Origin of the sequence: Kothea flammea (assembly GCF_052161645.1) — a bacterium.
GTDB lineage: Bacteria > Planctomycetota > Planctomycetia > Pirellulales > Pirellulaceae > Laterigemmans.
In genome coordinates, this window is sequence record NZ_CP197414.1 from 7,672,945 (window position 1) to 7,691,265 (window position 18,321).

Annotated in this window: 12 protein-coding genes; 4 read left to right on the forward strand and 8 right to left on the reverse strand. The window is 54.1% G+C overall.

Translation table 11 applies throughout. From position 1 onward, the window contains the following. Positions 1–125 precede the first annotated feature (125 nt). From SH139x_RS28605 to SH139x_RS28635, 7 genes are all read right to left on the reverse strand, one after another. Positions 126–1,556, reverse strand: a complete 1,431-nt coding sequence (locus tag SH139x_RS28605; RefSeq protein ID WP_488353131.1) for a hypothetical protein — start codon at positions 1,554–1,556, stop codon at positions 126–128. A 13-nt stretch (positions 1,557–1,569) separates the two neighbouring features. After that, complete coding sequence (locus SH139x_RS28610; RefSeq protein ID WP_488353132.1) at positions 1,570–3,093, reverse strand: MFS transporter; 1,524 nt, start codon at positions 3,091–3,093, stop codon at positions 1,570–1,572. 608 nt (positions 3,094–3,701) lie between these two features. Beyond that, the gene (locus tag SH139x_RS28615) at positions 3,702–4,535 is read right to left on the reverse strand and encodes a hypothetical protein (RefSeq protein ID WP_488353133.1); all 834 of its coding nucleotides are present in this window, start codon (positions 4,533–4,535) and stop codon (positions 3,702–3,704) included. Positions 4,536–4,744: 209 nt separating this feature from the next. Then, positions 4,745–5,254 carry a hypothetical protein gene (locus SH139x_RS28620; protein ID WP_488353134.1) on the reverse strand — a complete coding sequence of 170 codons (510 nt, stop codon included), beginning with the start codon at positions 5,252–5,254 and terminating at the stop codon, positions 4,745–4,747. Further along, positions 5,251–5,817, reverse strand: a complete 567-nt coding sequence (locus SH139x_RS28625; protein ID WP_488353135.1) for an RNA polymerase sigma factor — start codon at positions 5,815–5,817, stop codon at positions 5,251–5,253. Before SH139x_RS28625 ends, SH139x_RS28620 begins: the two co-directional genes overlap by 4 nt. 322 nt (positions 5,818–6,139) lie before the next feature. Then, positions 6,140–7,615 carry a DUF1501 domain-containing protein gene (locus SH139x_RS28630; RefSeq protein WP_488353136.1) on the reverse strand — a complete coding sequence of 492 codons (1,476 nt, stop codon included), beginning with the start codon at positions 7,613–7,615 and terminating at the stop codon, positions 6,140–6,142. A gap of 26 nt (positions 7,616–7,641) precedes the next feature. Then, the gene (locus tag SH139x_RS28635) at positions 7,642–10,878 is read right to left on the reverse strand and encodes a DUF1553 domain-containing protein (protein ID WP_488353137.1); all 3,237 of its coding nucleotides are present in this window, start codon (positions 10,876–10,878) and stop codon (positions 7,642–7,644) included. 123 nt (positions 10,879–11,001) lie between these two features. Here SH139x_RS28635 and SH139x_RS28640 point away from each other — a divergent pair, with 123 nt between their 5' ends. Continuing rightward, entirely contained in the window at positions 11,002–11,304 is a 303-nt protein-coding gene (locus SH139x_RS28640) for a hypothetical protein (RefSeq protein ID WP_488353138.1), read from the forward strand. Between the two features lie 6 nt (positions 11,305–11,310). After that, the gene (locus SH139x_RS28645; RefSeq protein WP_488353139.1) at positions 11,311–11,985 is read left to right on the forward strand and encodes a DUF1990 domain-containing protein; all 675 of its coding nucleotides are present in this window, start codon (positions 11,311–11,313) and stop codon (positions 11,983–11,985) included. Positions 11,986–12,110: 125 nt separating this feature from the next. Here SH139x_RS28645 and SH139x_RS28650 read toward each other — a convergent pair whose 3' ends face one another. Next, complete coding sequence (locus tag SH139x_RS28650) at positions 12,111–15,527, reverse strand: PVC-type heme-binding CxxCH protein (protein ID WP_488356115.1); 3,417 nt, start codon at positions 15,525–15,527, stop codon at positions 12,111–12,113. 756 nt (positions 15,528–16,283) lie between these two features. On the opposite strand from SH139x_RS28650, the gene cydB reads away from it, so the two are divergent. Together cydB and SH139x_RS28660 are read left to right on the forward strand one after the other, a co-directional pair. Continuing rightward, positions 16,284–16,688: a cytochrome d ubiquinol oxidase subunit II gene (gene cydB / locus SH139x_RS28655; protein ID WP_488353140.1), complete on the forward strand. Its 405-nt coding sequence runs from the start codon at positions 16,284–16,286 to the stop codon at positions 16,686–16,688. 268 nt (positions 16,689–16,956) lie between these two features. Then, the gene (locus SH139x_RS28660; RefSeq protein WP_488353141.1) at positions 16,957–18,282 is read left to right on the forward strand and encodes a carbohydrate porin; all 1,326 of its coding nucleotides are present in this window, start codon (positions 16,957–16,959) and stop codon (positions 18,280–18,282) included. The last annotated feature ends 39 nt before the right edge of the window (positions 18,283–18,321 follow it).

Genomic DNA, 18,321 nt, shown 5'->3' on the forward strand with positions numbered 1-18,321 from the left:
CTGATTCACCGAACGAGGCAAGCTTGTTGGGGTCTTATCACTTCGTACACGTAATCGCTCGCGGTACTCACATCCCGTCACTCGCTAGAACATCGCATCCCTACGAACCGCTCAAGTTATCGCGGCTAACGAAATCGATAAATGCAAGCGGTTTCCGGTGGACACTCCAGCAACCAGCCCGCAGCCGTTCGCTCGGGCATCGGCCCGGCAATCACCTCAACCGTTGACCAATCTGCCGCAAAGCTAAGTGGTATCTGACTAACCTGTTGGCTGCGATTCGTCAGAAATACGGTTAGATTTTGCCCACTTTTATAACAGCGGTATCCTAACAACTCATTAAATTCGTGGGCCGCAGGCTGTCCTTGAATGGTTTCACTCACCGACTGGATTTCCTTGACGACAGCACAAATCGCCTCCCACAATTGACGATCTGCCGGGATCATAAGATCGAGCGAACTGGCACCATACCAGCAAAGAAAGTCCGCCCCGGCAACGAGGCTATCAATGGCTTGAAATCGCACTTCCCGTTCCGTGGGAGCCCGTCCACCAGCCGAATCGCCGGTGATACCTGCGAAGGACATGCCTTGTATCACCGACACGATTCTCTGGTCGACCGCGATCTCCTTAGCCCGTTTGACATAGTCACCCGCCAGGGTCAAACGAAAATCAGGAATGGAGTAGACATCAAAACCATATCCATCCTGACTCGACGCGACTTGCTCGACATCTTTCCAGAACATGTCAACCAAAGTCTCTATCTCATTAGCGGGCAAACCTGTTGTTTGAACCGTCGATTCGTCGGGCGCGTCCACAATGACGACCGGCACACCCCAAGCCTGTCGTACCAATTCAGCAACTTTCGCCTCGTTACCGGCCGCAACCGGGGGTTTCTTCAAGTAATGAGCCACGACACGGTTGAGCGAAGGTTCATCGAAGGAATAAAAGACGGTCACTGCCCGTTTTAAGTCAGGACATTCACGCTGCAAGCCGGCCAAAGTGCTCAACAACGTCTCATCCACAATCGGTTGCGTGGTATCGAGCAATCCCAGCAATTGAATGCCGGGATACCAGATATCAAGCTTACCCAAGGCGGCGGAGTACGGGCTGAACGAACCACCGCAAGAACGCTGCTGAGTCTTTCCAGTCAAACTCGCCGGGAAAAAGTAGTCGCTGTGCGTGGAATAAGTGGCCTGCTCCTGCGTCTCACGGACAACAAACAACGGAAAGAAGAAATCGAAACCACTATCGGCCAATTGCTGAAAAGCAGTCTCGAAAGTGGGCGCGTTCTCATCGCCAAAATAGCTGATCGGAGCACCGGCTAAACCGATTTGAAAGGGAACATCCCGCTCGTCGAATAAATTGTGCTTCAGCCTAGCATTATCCTCGGCCTTCGGCCCCGCATCGTCCCTCGGCCCGCCTGCGATCATCATTGGCTTTGCCTGCACCAACAACCCATCAATTAGCTGCGGGCTTACGAAGCAAACACCCAAAAAGGCTATCGCCAACGATGTGCCGAGCAACTGGCCGCTCAGACTTTTGGGCTTTCGAGCGATCATGGATTAATCTCGCCTACGGGGACAAGACGGGCGACTGAGCCGGATCAGCAAACTTTGGGCTGTCTTCCGGTTCGCCACCGAATTCGACTTGGTCGTCTCTCGCGGTACCACGATCATCAACAACCGCTTGGCTGTCGCCGACAGTTCCGGACGCCTTGGGAATGCTAGACAAAATTGGCACATCCAAGCCACCGCTGTTGGGACGCATCGCCAACACTCGCACGCTGATCGCACGCACCGGGATTCGCAGCTTGGTGGAGAGTGGCAATGCTCGCAGCAACAAGACAATTGCCAACAACCGCCCCAACGAAGAAGCGGCAAACAAAATAGTATAAGTCTGCTGAGTCGCTTCCAGTCGCGACAAAATTAGCGCGCCAACAGCTGCCCCCAAACACCAGGCAACCGTGTTTCCAAAGTTGTAGATCGTCAACATTCGCGTCCGTCGCGCTAACGGTAAGGTTTCAAAAAACATTAAGAAGAAACCCAGTTCGTAAGCGGCCCAGACCGTACCACTCAACACTTGCGCCAACACCAACCAAAGAAAATTTTGTGATAAACACCACAGAGCGGCAATTGGCACAATCCCCAAACTACCAACCCACAACAGCCAGCCGGCACCACGTCGTTTAGCGACAGTCGCCCACAGCGAAAAAGCGATCCCCTTGGCGGCAAAGGCCACACCCAACAGCAGCACAAATTGTCCGTATGAGTAACCAAGATGCTCCAATAAATAAGGCGTAAAGAAGGGCCCAGAAATCTGCACCATGCCTTGCATCACCACCAAATAAATCAGCAACCGCCAACCGCGGACCGTCATCCGAGAAAACCCCTCGGCGACACTCTCCTCGCTGTCCGCCATCACGCCCCGATCAGACGCCAAGAATGCTCCTTGCTGATTGGCAAGCCGCTGCTCTGCCAACATATTGGCTGCCCGCCCAGTTTGTTGGCTGGCCAGACATGCCACCGAGGCTAAGCGAAAAAGCCCAGAAATTACGAACAAGCCGGCGAATGCGGCCAACCCCAACTCCGCTCCACGGGACCATTGCAACAGCACGCCTGCAAGCAAAAAAGCTACCAACGTCGCCAACTGACTGGTGCGTGTCCGAGCCGCAAAATACTTGGCTCGCAGCCTGCTCGGAACAACCGCCTGCATCCAAGTGTTCCAGGCGGGGCCAGACGCCAGTCCAGCGGCCCAATAAACCGAAGCTAACAATAGCAACACGCTCAGCGAAATTGAGCCGATCGCGGCCGCAATCGCCAATGGCACGAAAGCCAATCCCTGAACCGCGGCACAGACTAACACCCACCGCTTCTCGGAACCCAACCAAGAAACGGCTCGCAGCGAAACCAGTTGCAAGATGCCGCCGGCCAACATCGGCAGACTAGATATCAACCCAGCCGATACCTCTCCCAACCCAACGGCCAACGCAAAGGCGGGAAAAAAGGTTTCCCCCATGCCAACCATGACGCCATAAGCGGCTCCATCTCCCGTGCTCGCCCGCAGATTACTCCGCAACGAACCCCCAGATGCTTTCACAGCACTCCAACTATTCGGAATCAGCATCCGTCGTGACCATCAGCCGATCCGCTCGGCAGCCATAAAGACCAAAAGAAATTACCCCTTCTCAAATTAACCTCCAAGTCCTCCTTGTCGCCACGGCAACTTCACCCACCGGCCACTTTTTTCCAAAAATTAATCGCCGACGAGAATTTCCCCGACCTCGCCACCATCTGGCCCGCAGATTGCCGTCAATTCAACCTTCATATGCCAGCAGCGAATGACTGGCTGTTCCATTCACGAAACCAGACATAGACGAAATAACAAATAGCCGTTCTGCACAGGTAACGCGACGATGAACCCGAGCCCATAGAAATTCGCTGCCATCATCATCGGCAGCGGCCAGGCCGGCAAACCGCTAGCCTCAGCACTAGCCCCCGCCTGGCTGGCACGCCGCGCCAACGAATATGGTGTCGATGTCGGTCATGTCGCGGTCAACCTGAAAAAAGTGCGTGACAGAAAACGATCAATCGTTGACAACTTTCGATCAGCTAATGAGAGAAATCTTTCAACCACCGACAACCTTTCGCTCATCCCTTGCTGGCCGAATCGCTGAACACCCTGTTCGCCTCGCTGTGAACGACAACCTACTCTCCGCCACCTTCTTTGGCACCATCATCCGCCGCTTTCTGACCCTCTTTGGTCGCAGCAGAAGCTTCTGCTGCCCGCTCAAAACGAGACAGCAACTCTTCGAGATAGCGGCGTTCCATCTGTAGTTGATCCATCTGTACTCCCAGTTCGTCAAGTCGCTTGACCGACATCTCCAATTGGGCCGATTTGCGTTGCTTTTCGACTAGCATGCGACGAAGTTTGACTAGCTTATCGCCATCAATACCACGCTCCTCAATTTCCACAGCCAAGCGGTCGCGCATCATCGTCATCTTTCGCAATTCATTTCTCAACTCGGGAAAATCCTTTGCTTCGGCCATTGTCCTTTCCAGATCGATTTCGGCAAGTTGGGCCAATGCCCGCTGCTGATCCCACTCTGCCATCGCATCCTCCAGTTGGGTTGATGAAAGTAGACCTTGCTCGAAATTCTTCTTCAACCTATCCAAATTCTTCTTGATTGCAGCCACCTTTTGGTGCTCGGCTTCTAGCTTAACCTTCGCTTGCTGCAGGTCGAGTTCCGCGGTACGACTCAAAGCGGGCGATTTCTCAGACATTTCCCTAAGAGCTCTTATTTCCGCCTCAACCTGCAATATTTGCTGCTTAACCCCTCGCTGTTTCTGCTGCATAGCTATTAAGTCATCCTCACTGGCAATCCCCTCTCGATGCAATTCCATACTCAGCGCTTCGACTTCGCTTGCCAGTCGGTTGAGCTCAGCTTCACGGATATCCTGCCTCTGGGCCAATAGCTTGCCGCGTATTTCGAATTTATTGAGCTCCCACTGCATGGGGCGGATTACATACATCTCCACCACTCCTGCCTGGTACTCGCCGGCACTTTTGGGCGTCGGAGGCACGAAGTGATCCTTCGAAAATTGTGCCTCAATGCGATCAACAATGCTATCGATCCGATCAAACTGTGCGTACGACATTGATGCCGCCTGGACATGCAACCAAACACAGCATAGTCCTGCTAGCATATTACGAACTGTCATTTTTTAACTCCAAGAAACTAACAAAAAAACTAATAAGCATCGGTCAACTTCAACAAATACTCCGTCTCGGCCCGTCGCTTGATCGCGCGCACATACTCATGCCTCGCGTTTCTAATACGACCGCGCAGACGTCGTGTCTCTTGTTGGATCATCAATGTGTTAATTCGCCGCTGAGAGGCCTGCAATTCTTCAGTAATTTGATTGATCTCCCGCTCGGCTTCAGAAACAAGCCAATCGGTCACCTCTGGGGCTTGGTTTTCAGCCAGCTGGTCAACGTGGGGTGGCCCTGAATCAATTGCCATGCTCGGCCCTCCCGGCTCACTTTTCTCGCCCACTAACCATGGGCTAAATAACAGCAATCCAGCCAAGCCGGCGATCGCCACGGACCAAGTCCGGCGTCTCCTTCGACGCTGCGTCAATCGCCTGCGAATTTCTCCAATGTCCAGCCGGTTCGGCAGCGCGGAAGCACGCTCCTCGCTCCGCAGCAGACGCTGCTCCAGCGATACATCACTCGTGAATTTTGATACTCTTTTTGTCATTCCTGCTCACTCAACCAATCGGCCAACTTCCGTCGCGCTCGGGAGAGCCGTTGATCAACCGCGGACCTGGTTAGCTGCAAGATCTCCGCCAGCTCTTCAACTTCACGCCCCTCAAAATACCTCAACACCAACACTTCACGAGAACGCACGTCCAACAAGCCTAAACCACGCTCGATTTCATCACTCCGCGCAGCCTTCTCGGTTGGATCTGCCAGCGTGCTCGACTGGGAACGACCAAACAACCCCAACACGCGATGGCGGATTGCCTGTCGACGAATCCAGTTGCGACAGATCCGCACGGCGATCCCCAACAACCACGTCTCCACCGAAGACCCACCCCGAAACGATCGACGTCGCTCAATCGCGATCACAAACACATCTTGGGCGAGATCGAGCGCATCGTCTTGATTCCCAATCATGGAGTAACAGAATCGCTGCACACGCGAGCCGTAGCGATCCAGCAGCTGCGGCAAATCGTCCAGTGTTACCGCATCATCCGCCGCGCACGCCAACTCCCCAGCGGTCGCCAAATCAGCATCGTTCGGGGCGGTGGACACCAGCATGCAATTCCGTTTTCCATAACTTGACGATCGTCGCGCTCACCCCTGCGGTGACAACCGCACTGCGATCGGTTTACAAGTGAGTGGCACGAAGTCGATATTTTCTGACTGAAGAAAATCAAAAAAGCAGAGTGCCGGAGCCTTCAGCATGATTTGGCTCTGTATTGCCCCGCGATATTAAGCACGTTCGGTGAACTCATTCCGGATAACTCGACGGCCTATGTTCATACCCCGAAAAGCGAAAGCGAGGGATTTCAGTGTGAATCCCTCGCTTAAGCTTCGGGTTACGATTAACCATTGCAACGAATGATTCCTGATGATGTGCTTACGCGAGAATTTCCTTAACGACGCGTGCTTCCTCAACGCCCGTTAGCCTGGCGTCGAGCCCCTGGTACTTAACGGTGAAGCGTTTGTGGTTGATGCCGAGCGAGTGCAGAATGGTGGCGTTAAAATCGTTGATGTGAACGGGATCCTCGAGAATGTTGTAGCTGTAGTCGTCGGTGACCCCGTAATCGAACCCGCGTTTAAATCCGCCACCCGCCACCCAAGTGGTAAAACAGCGACCGTGATGATCACGACCATGGCTAGTTTCGGTTAACGCCCCTTGACTGTAAATCGTGCGGCCAAACTCGCCGCCAAAAATTACCACGGTATCGTCCAGCATGCCGCGCTGCTTTAGATCCTTAACCAAAGCCGCGGCTGCTTGATCCACGCTGCGGCAATTGGTGGTCAACTCCTTGGGTAAATTGCCATGCTGGTCCCATCCGCGATGAAATAATTGAATGAAAGGCACACCGCGCTCGGCCATGCGACGAGCCAAAATGCAATTTGCGGCGAAACTTCCCGGCTTGCGTGAATCAGGCCCATATAGTTCAAACGTGCTCTCTGATTCTGATTCAACTTCCATCAAATCGGGCACCGAGGTTTGCATCCGATAAGCCATTTCATATTGTGCGATGCGAGCTTGAATCTCCGGATCGCCCACATCTTCAAAGCGGGCCGAATTCAACTCCGCCAACCCATCAAGCATTTGTCGCCGCACCCCGGCAGGTACGCCGGCCGGGTTGTTGAGGTAGAGCACTGGTTCATTGCCGCTGCGAAACTGGACTCCTTGATGCTTAGAGGGCAAAAAGCCACTCCCCCAAAGCCGCGAGAACAGTGCTTGCCCCGGCTTTGCTCCCACGGAGATCATGGTCACGTAAGCGGGCAAGTTCTCATTGGGACTGCCGAGTCCATAACTCAGCCAAGAACCCATGCTGGGACGTCCAAGCTGTTGGCTGCCGGTGTTGATATAGGTCATTGCCGGATCATGATTGATCGCTTCGGTATTCATCGTGCGAATGATGGTCAACTCATCGACGATCGAGGCGGTGTGCGGCAATAGTTCGCTGTTGACCCACGTTCCCCGCTCGCCGTAGCGTTCAAATTTGAACATCGGAGCCACGCACGGAAACGATGCTTGCCCGCTCGACATACCAGTCAACCGCTGACCATCTCGGATCGTTTCGGGAAGCTCAGTGCCATGAATTTTCCGCAAGGCAGGCTTATAGTCAAACATATCAATATGGCTGGGCCCTCCAGCCATAAATAAATAGATGACGCGTTTCGCCTTCGCCGGAAAATGCGGCAATCCAGGCAAACCCCGCTGCCTCTCCACTCCGCTCGCCGAGCTTGTAGAAGCAACCGCAGGTCGTTCCGCGTGGAGAAGCGTGGCCAACGCGGCAGCCCCCAAACAGCCCCGGCCGCGAGCCAACAACTGTCGACGATTCATTTGCAGCGCAGCTTGCTCGATGGAATTCATTATCTGTTCCTAACGCAATGAGCGGGTCAGTCTCGGGTGAGTGTTTCGTCTAAATTCAAAATGGTGCTAGCCAAAATTGTCCAGCCAGCGTGCTTGATCGGATCCAACGAGTCGTCACGCGCTGATTCGCCAATCGCCACCAGAGCGACTGCGGCTGACGGGTCCGCTTGGTACTGCTCAAGCGCCTTAGCCAGCACCCTCTGCAATACCGCCTGCTCATGCGGTTTCGGCCGCCGCGCGGTAGCCAGTCGAAATCCGTATTCGATCCGCTGCTCCACCGTCTCACTTTCAAAGGACAACATTCGCTCGGCAAAATGTCGAGCCGTTTCCACAAACTGGGTATCGTTCAGCGTCACCAAAGCTTGTAGCGGCGTGTTCGTGATTGCGCGGCGAACCGTACACTTCTCTCGCGTCGGGGCGTCAAAAATTTGCATCGCCGGTGGTGGGGCAGACCGCTTCCAGTACGTATACAAACTTCGACGGTAGAGCGCCTGCCCATGATCTTGCGTAAACTTTGGATTCCCCCCCAGTCCCACCTCTGCCCACAGGCCGGCCGGCTGATAAGGCTTAACCCCCGGTCCACCAAAATTGTCGACCATCAGACCACTAATGCTCAAAGCCGCATCGCGAACAAATTCCCCTTGCAAGCGATATCTCGCCCCTCGCGATAACAAACGGTTCTTGGGATCCGCTAGGTAGGAGCGTTGGCCAACATGCGATGTCTGCCGGTAGGTTTGAGACATCACAATCTGCTTCAGCATACGTTTGATATCCCAGCCACTTTCCCGAAAATCAACAGCCAACCAATCTAACAACTCGGGATGCGAGGGATATTCACCTTGAGCACCAAAATCCTCCGAGGTCTCGACCAGTCCGCTGCCAAATAACATTTGCCAGTAACGGTTAACCGCCACGCGACTGGTCAAAGGATGGTCTGCTTGAAACAACCATTGGGCGAGCCCCAAACGGTTCGAAGGCGCGTCGGCCGGTATCGCTGGCAAGACGGCTAACGTGCCCGGCTCCACTTTTTGCTTGGTTGGCGAATCATAGGCGCCGCGGTTGAGCACAAATGTCTCGCGTGGGCTGCCCATGTCGCCCATGACCATCACGCTGGTCAGCGGCTGTTTGAGCGAATCGATTTCCTTGCGAATCGCTTCCGCCTGTTGTTGCAGCGACTGATACGCTTCATCCTCGGTGGATAGATAATGCTGTCGCAACGAGGTGAGTTGTGCTTCCGTCCGCTCTTGCGTTGGGATCGCCAGCAATCCACGCAACGGAGAACTGTCGGCCAAAACTTGGACTTCCGCAGCCTCCAGTGCTCGATTGTAAACTCGCACATCGTCCACCATCCCTCGCAACCGCGAGCCCGGATTCCGGCTTCCAATCAGCAGCGGTTTCTCCGTGCGAATCGTATCGGTCAAGCCGTCCTGCTCAATCTTCCATGCCCACTCCTCTCCATTGACGTAAATCTTAACACCCGCAGCCTTTGATGAACCATCATAAGTAACCCACACATGCTGCCACTGGTCTGGTTTTAACTTCTTTTCGCTGAACACCTTGATCGCGTTACCTGGCCAGTTGTGAATGATGTGCACCGAAATCACACCATCTCCCACCAGCACATCATAACCGCGATACGCATTGGGATCGTCCATCCGCGCCAACAGCGCTCCGATCGAACCTGCTTTCGGATTAACCCAACCTCCGTAAGAAAAGGCATCCGTCCGCTCAAAGTCGCCCGCGTCGCCAAAGTCTACGTAGCCACCGCCTTCAAACTGCAATGCCCAGTCCTGACGAGCTCGCACCCACTTGGCACCACCGTGCAGCTGGCCAAACTTGACGCCATCCGCAATCGCCTCCTCGTCGGTTGCAGACTCAGCCACAGGCTCGCTCGCCGGTGCGGTTCCAGTTGCAGCTTGATTGGCCACTTGGGATCCTTCCGCCTCAGTGAACATGACGTTTAGAACCTCACCGGCGGGCATCTTCTCAGTCAAAGTCGGATCCGCTTGCGAGCGCTGCAACCATTCGGAGAACTGCGGTTCACAAGCGGCTGCTAATGATTGCATCTGCTCTTTGGTCTCAGCGAGCTGTTGCTCGGCAGCTGGCAAACGAAGCTCTTTCTCCGGCTTGGGGATATCCAGCTTGGGTTCAGCATTCCCGTTGCGGGTTTGCATCCCAGCATCACTGCTGACGTTAAAGTAGGCGTAGAAATTGTAATATTCCTCTTGCGAGATGGGATCATACTTGTGGTCATGACACTGGGCACATTCCATCGTCAATCCGAGCCAAACGGTCGAGGTGGTTTTGACCCGATCGACCACATATTCAACGCGATACTCTTCGGCAATCGCACCTCCCTCATCGGTCGTCCCGTTATTTCGATTAAAACCAGCCAATACTTTCTGCTGAAAGCTGGCATCGGGAATTAAATCGCCCGCGATTTGGCTGATCGAAAACTGATCAAACGGCATATTCTGGTTATAAGCATCCACGACAGTATCGCGCCACGCCCACATTTCACGAGGTCCATCCGCGTGGTACACACTGGTGTCGCCGTAGCGAGCGGCATCCATCCACATCAGCGCCATTCGCTGGCCGTAAGCAGGAGAGTTAAGCAAACGATCCACCACATTTTCGAATGCGCGAGGTGACGTGTCGTTGACAAAAGCGTCGACCTCCTCAACGGTCGGCGGCAGGCCAGTCAGATCGAAGGTCACCCGACGAATGAGCTTTTCGCGATCCGCCTCGGGAGCAAACTGTTTTCCTTCCGCCTGTAAACAAGCCAGCACAAATTGATCGATCGGATGCATGCTCAAGCGAGGCTCAGCCTCCGAATCGACATTCAGCCCATCTCCCACCGACACTTGCGGGACAAGCGTTTTTGCCGGGGGAACAAACGACCAATGCTGTGTCCACGCCGCCCCCTCGCGAACCCAACGCACCAGCAACTCAATCTCCTCGGCTGATAGCTCCTTGTGAGCATCCGCGGGGGGCATCACTTCATCGGGATCCTTCGACAAAATTCGCCGCACGAGCTCGCTCGCCTCGGGGTCCACAGCGTCGATCACCGCTCGCGCTTCCTCTTCGAGGTCTAATCGCAAGCCCGCCGCGCGGTGTTCTTGATCGGGTCCATGACAAAAAAAACACTTGTCGGACAAAATCGGGCGGACGTCACGATCGAACCTCAATGGCTGGTCACCCGCGGCCTTGCCGCTGCCGATCACGAACACGAGCAGCGCGGAGAGTATCGAGTAAGAACGCATGGTACTCAGGTGGGGCAGTGTGGTGGGAAAAACTCTACGTTTAGTATACCCAACTGGCGTCTGAAATGCGTATTGTGACCAAATTTCAAACCACACCCCACGCAACGATTCCGCGAGAGCCCAATGGAAAAAGCAGACAATCAGCAAATTGTGCCCGGTATTTTCGTTACTCCGGCGGGGCAAGCCACGGTTGATCCGTCGCTCCAAGACGTGCTGTTCGATCTCGCCTTGAAGTTAGAGGAACCGCTCGACCTGCCTGTCGATGTTCAACATGTCCTGGCGGCGATTGTGCTGGCAGCTCGCAGCGGAGAATTGGACTCGCGCACCCCGCTGGCGGCCGACGATCCACAGCTGGCGACGGTGCTATCGAGTCACGTGCGAAGAATTTTTTCCGAATTCGGTGGCAAAGTTGGTAAGGACGACTGAAGGCTCATGTACGCATTTCGGAAACCTAGCGACCAACGTATCAGTCGCTGTATTGCCGCGCAGCAACAATTAGCTTTTTCGTACGTTGGCAGAGGGGCGACCAGGAATCAAGACAGCTCGCCCGGTTACACCATCGATCACAACCGCATCCATTTAGGAGCTGGCCAAGGCGTATATGAAGTCGCCAAGCGAGCTTTACAGAGTTGGCAGCACTTTCAGCTAGGTTGGGTTCACAAGCACCAACCTGAGCGTGAGCCCATCGCCGGCGACACCGTTGGAGTGCTGGCTCAAGCCATGGGGCTCTGGGTGCTAAATGTTTGCCGAGTGGTGTACGTAATCGAAGAGAAACAACCACTGCGAAGATATGCCTTCGCGTACGGCACACTGCCGAGACACGTGGAAACGGGGGAAGAACGTTTTCAGGTGGAATGGCATGCGGACGATTCAGTGTGGTATGACATCTACGCGTTTTCGCGCCCCAACCAACTGATCACCAAACTAGCCCACCCCTACGCACGTCATAAGCAGCGGCAGTTTGCACAGCACTCGATGCAAGCCATGAAAACGGCCGTTCATGAGCAACTGTGCACTGACATCTTAAATGACCCACAGACCTACGCCGCCAACCAATCAAAACTTGCGGTTCCACACACCGCGATGCACTCTGTCCTGCGCGGTTGATTTCAACACGGAAGCTCTTTCTGATGCGATACGCGAGCCGAGATAACTCGCGAGGCTGTTCAACGAAAACCTGCGGGACGGTTCGGCTGGGTAGCGAACCGTCCCGGTTTGGTTTCGACGCCGATTTAGCGCTTTCTGACTTCGAGCACGTACTTCATCAAGTCGTTAAATTCACCACGGTCCTTCAACACCCGCACCAGCTTGGCTGGCATCAGCGACGTTCGTGAATCAATGACCTCATCAATGTCCTCTTGCTTGATTACAATCGGCTCGACCTGCGCCAGATTCCTTAGCACCAATTCTTGGTCGTTCTCCGAAACTCGGATACCGGTCAAGATCGTACCATCCGCAGTCAACACGTTAACCTGTGCGTAATCCTTGTCGATACGATTCGATGGTCGTAGCACAGAATCAACAAGTTCCGCCGGCGTTAACACCGTGGTTAACTTGGTCAACTCTGGACCGATCCGAGCCACCCCTGGTGCCGGATCATGACAGGTAGCACAGGCCGCGGCAGATTTGTAGAACAAGGTTTTGCCTCGCTCAAAATCACCCTCCCGCATGGCCACCGCAGCAAGTTCGGCTGCCGGCATTTCGAGCAACTCATCTTCCAACTCCACGTTCGACAAGCCATCAGGATCGATCCCGTAATCCTTCAAAATCAACTCGGCTTCCAATGGATGGTCGGCGAGCAACTCCTCGGGCTTCCAAAACGTGGTGCGATCACTGGTGGCAGCTCTCACTTGCTTTACCGTCTCCGGGGAGATGGGTGACGAACTGTTGTCCCAGGTGTTACGCACAAATGTCAGCACCGCGGCAACTTCCTCATCGTTGAGCAAATTTTTAAATGCGGTCATTGGCGGCACGCCCCGGGCAGGGTCGTAAACCTTGCCATGCACTTCCAGCTTACCCCACAGGCCGTGCAGCGCCATTTTCACCAACCGCTCTTCGCTGCCATTGACCCATGCGCTGCCCACCAACGACGGATAGACGATCCCGTTACCACGACCGTTGGCCAAGTGACAAGTGGCACAGTGCGATTCCCGTTGATAAACCTCCGCACCCAATTCATAGAGTTTCTGATCGGCCGAGTTAAGATGCTTTGGCGTCTCGTAATTGACGAACTCTATTTCCGCAGGAGCAGCAAAGCCGCTGGAACCGGTTGAATCGACGTTGTACCAAAAATGGTGCACCGTCTTGGCAGCCACCGCAACGTGCGTGGCTGGCGACTTGAGCAACACATTCAACAGCTCCTCATTCCTCACATTGTGCTGTTGGTGCATCCAAAGCGCTTCCAACAGATGATGCGCCTCCAGTTCATCATTCGGATCAAAGTCGGCCATCCACTTTTGCGTGGCGGCAATTACAGCCTTTGAATCACGACCGCTCAGCTCAACACGCGTCCGATGGCGGACACCATCGACAGGATGCTTGAGGTTCTCAAGCAAAGCTTCAATCGGTTGGCCGTGAATTTTGACTGGTTCTTGCAGTGGCCGATCTTTCACGGTAAGACGGAAAATCCTGCCGTGCTGATGATCGCGGTTCGGATCGCGAATGTTATGCTGCATGTGGCCGATGATGACATTGTGCCAATCGGCTACGTACAAGGCGCCATCAGAACCCACAATCGCATCGGTGGGACGGAAGTTGCGATCTGAACTGTTCAACAGCTCTTTCACAGGAGTTCCCCACACCTCACCGACCTGACGGTTTTCGCCGTTTCCATCACGGTCCAGGTGATACTGCTTGACTCCCAAAAACCCAATCGTGTTGCAGATCAAAAAGTCATTCTGCATATCCTCAGGGAAATGTGCAGAAGACAATATTTCGTTGGCAGCGACGGGACGAAATTCCTTGGTCAACAACTCGTGCATCTTGAATCCCTTGCCTTCAGGACGCACTTGGTAGGACCGCCCGCCCGTGCCGTCGTTCGCATAGCAGTAACCCCAGCGATCAAAGCTGGTACCGTGTGGATTCGGCGAATTTCCCGCATGCGGGGTGATCACAAAGGTTCGCGGGTCAAAACGATACATCCCCGATTCGCCGATATTCAGATTTTGCTTCCAGGGTGTTTCATGGTTATGCACCAGAAAGATCCCGCTCTGCCAATAAATGCCGCCATCAGGTCCGTAGATAAGATTGTTGGCGGCGTGGTGCGTGTCGGAAGTGCCCAAGCCTTGCAGCAAAACGGTGCGCACGTCCGCTTTGTCATCACCGTCAGTGTCTTTCAGGAACAGCAAATCGGGACCGGAAGTGACCACCACGCCTCCGCCCCAAAACTCGAAGCCGAGCGGATTGTGGACATTGGCGAAAATCTTCCGCTTGTCCGCCACTCCATCGCCATCCGTATCCTCAAAGATCATCAACGTATCATTCATCTCCTTCAGCGGTTCCCACTTGGGGTAAGTATTCCAACAAGCGGCCCACAGACGTCCCTTGCTGTCAACTTGCATCTGAACCGGATTCGCCATGTCGGGAAACATTTCCTCGGAAGCGAACACGTTCAGCTCAAATCCCTCGGGAACGGTCACTTTCGCCGCGCTCTCGGCAGGACTCAAATACTCAACATTCCCTTCCTTCTCTTTACTCGAACTGGCACTACCTCCGCCAACATTGGAGATCACTTTTAACGGTGGGGGAACGTTGCTGTCGTCAATCTTGAACGAGCGTCCCGCGGTGGCAGCCCAAATCGCCGGGTCACGATTTGCGGTCATCACATCAAGCATTTCCAATTCATGCTTCAATACTTCGGCGTTGCTTTGGCCGTCGACGAAGGTCAACGTGGATCGACCTCCCCAGATATCATTGCCGTCAGTCGCTCGGTAACGATTGTGCCAGTGCCAATTTTTGTCCTGCACGGCGGCGTAAACCGCAGCCAATGTGTCCTCCGCTGGTGCAGGCTTGCCGAGCAAATCCTGGGAAATAATGCCAGCCAATTCCTTGTACCCATCCGCACTCAAGTGAATGCCGTTGAGGGTGAGTTGCTGACTACTGGAGGCGAACAGCTGAAAGGTTGGTGAATAAAGATCAACGAAGGTAACACCCGTCGCCTCAGCAGCGCGTCGCGTTGCTTCGGTGTAAGCGGCCAAATTGGCGTTTAACTGAACCCCATCCGGGAGATTGGGATTGCCGGTGCTTTCGTAAGCAATCGGACTAAACAACACAAAGCGAGCATCGACGCCTGCGCTCTTACGGAGCTCACGATACTTATTGACCAACTTGACCAATTCACCCTGGTAGCCATCCGCACCATCGGGCCCGGCAAACGACTCGTTGTAGCCGTACATCACAAAGATGACGCTGGGGCCGACATGCTGCAAATACTCTTCGTCGTTAGTGAAACCTTGGTTGCGAGGACGTTTGTTCACCATGTCTCCGGCAAAGCTCATATTCCGAAAACGAACATTTAGGCCTTCCAATTGAGCCTGCAAAACAGTCTCAACCCAAGGCTCATGCTGCATCCGATCGGCCAAACCGCTACCGTAAATTGCGACAACATCATCCTGTTTGAACTCAAATGGCTCGGCAAATGCAGTTGGCATCGCCAGGAGGGGAGCCAATAAAAGCAGCACGCTGCGAATGAATTGCGTTTTGCTCTGCGAATGGTGTGGGTGGGTCATGCGTTCCAGAGTGCCTGTGTGAATGGGTCAACGTTGGAGGAATGACCCTTATTCTAGCAGCTAAATGCGAGAAAATCGCCCAGCGGAAAAGATTCTCTGCCACGTTCTCACCGCAGCCCTGCCGGAGGCCTGTACGATCCAACTTATCCGCGACCACATCGCGTCACCTAAGAGCCCAGGCGTATCGCAGTCGAAATTGCTCGCTGAAATTGCATCCGCACGCGTCAGACAGAGCAATCGCGTCAGACAAGGCAATCGCGTCAGAAGGGCACTACGGTCGGCTCCTCCATGACCACATGGCCGAACACCCTAATGGGCTAAGCACACCAAGCATACAGACCACTTCGCCACTTGAAATTTCAAGGAGTTATCCGCGTCGGCTTTGACCGTGGCGAACAACTTTGGCTCCCGCGGACGCCGTAGCGATTCTTTAACTAGTCGGGTCCGTTGGCACCGCCCCCAACCTCCATCACTTCTTAAAGTTTCAGAAGCTCGTCGGCCAATATAAAACTCAGGGCGTCCAGCACTTTCGCAGAGCAAAATCGGATGCGTGGTTCTATCGATGACCTCCGCGATCCGCCGCCGCACTCACGCTTGGAACACCGAGCACTGGACCGACGCCCTTGATTTTGGAAACGAAAAGGAGGCCCAAAAGTTGAACGTGAACAGCGGTTGGTAATGAACTCGATCGGTCCGCTGTGGGATGGAAACGAAGTTTGCTTGGTCACCTTTGGCGGCGCCCTGTTTGCCGCCTTCCCAGTGGCCTACGCGACCGTCTTCAGCAGCTTTTACCTCGCATGCTTCCTCTTGTTAACTTGCTTAATCGGCCGTGCGGTTAGCCTGGAGTTTCGCTCCAAAGTTTACTCAACAGCCTGGCGAAAAATCTGGGATGTTGGTTTCTTACTTTTCTCATTGACTGCTGCGTTTCTGCTCGGTGTTGCTGCTGGCAACGTGATGGCAGGCATGCAACTGGGCGGAAATCGATACGAGGGCGGCTTGCAAAGCCAGCTCTACTGGTACCCACTGCTCGTCGGCTGCCTAACAGCTTCGCTATTCGCCTTGCATGGCGCGATCTTCCTATAATTGAAGACCGAGCATGAGTTACAAGCACGGATTCGCCGAGCAATTCGGCTCTTATTTTATGCTTTCGCGGCAAAGTGACGCTAGACAAGAACAGCTATGAACCTCAGGCAAGTCACCGCCCATACATCCGGCACAATCCAAAAAATAGTCGCGGCCTGCAGCCAAACTTGCCGAAACTTAGCCTTCCTCCAGTAATTTAAGAAGGTAATTCTTCGCGTCTCCGATAGATTTGGATATCTAGTTATCGGGATTATCCGGAGAGTGCAAGATGCTTGATAAGACGAAGCCATGCAAGCTCTTGCTTGTGGCACGGAATTCCAATCCGCTGTGGATGGTCGCTCTAGCGATACTATCTGGGGCAATGCATCCCGTCAGAACGAACGCCACCGACGGGTGCGATGGCACCACAGTTGCCTGCGATGACTGGCTGGCAGAGGGCGATCGCCACCAGCCTGTTCCAGTTCTTTCCTTTACGGAACGCTTAGCGGAATCTGGAATAAGCGTTTCGGGAAACCTCACTCAGTTTTATTTCGGCACAGTGAGCGGAGGCCTAAAGGAAACCGGGCGCTACGGCGGACACGGCGACTATGTAGCGAACATGGACCTCGGAAAACTGGGCATCCAGGAAGGGCTGTTCGTCAAAATTCGCGCCGAACACCGCTTTGGTCAATCCATCGGCAGGCAAGCGGGGGCTCTACTGCCCCCCACGCTCGCATCGGAACTGCCTGTCGCCGAAAGCGAAAATATCTATTTGACCAATTTTTTGGTCACCCAATTTCTCTCGGAGCGCTTTGGGATTTACGCAGGTAAACTCGACACACTCGACGGCGACGCGAATGCCTACGCCAGCGGTCGGGGGATCACGCAGTTTTCCAACACCGCATTTATTGCGAACCCGATTGCCTTGCGTACGATCCCCTATTCCTCGCTGGGGTTCGGTTTCGTGATCCTTGATGGCATGGAACCGCTCTTTAACTTTTTGGTAATCAATCCTACTGACACGGCCGATTCAGATGGCTTTGATGAGCTATTTGCCGAAGGTGTCGCGATTTCGGCCGAGTTACGACTGGCCACAAATTGGCTCCAACAACCAGGGCACCAACTGGTGGGAGCGACTTGGAGCAATCGCGAATATGCCAGCTTGGGTCAAGACCCGCGGGTGATCTTACCGAACATTCCGATCGCCAGAACGAATGGTTCTTGGTCTTTGTACTGGAACACCGATCAAGCACTCTGGGTTGATCCCAGCAATGCGAATCGCCACTGGGGATACTTTGCCCGTGCTGGCGTGGCAGACGACTCCGCCAATCCAATTAATTATCTACTGAGTGCGGGCCTGGGTGGAGCAAGTCCACTGAAAGCCGGTGACTCTTTCGGTGTCGGCTACTTTTATAGCGGAACCAGCGACGAAGTGGGGCCAATCCTACAAGCGGCGGTTGGGCCCATCGGTGACAGCCAAGGCGTAGAGTGTTTTTACAGAATGCAAGTCAGCAATTGCTTTTCTGTCACACCTGATTTTCAATGGGTGCAACAAGCTCGCGAAAACGTTTCTGACGCCTATATCCTAGGATTACGGGCAAACCTACAGTTTTAAGACGGCCTACCCTCTGTCCAATTCAATGGCAGTGTAACC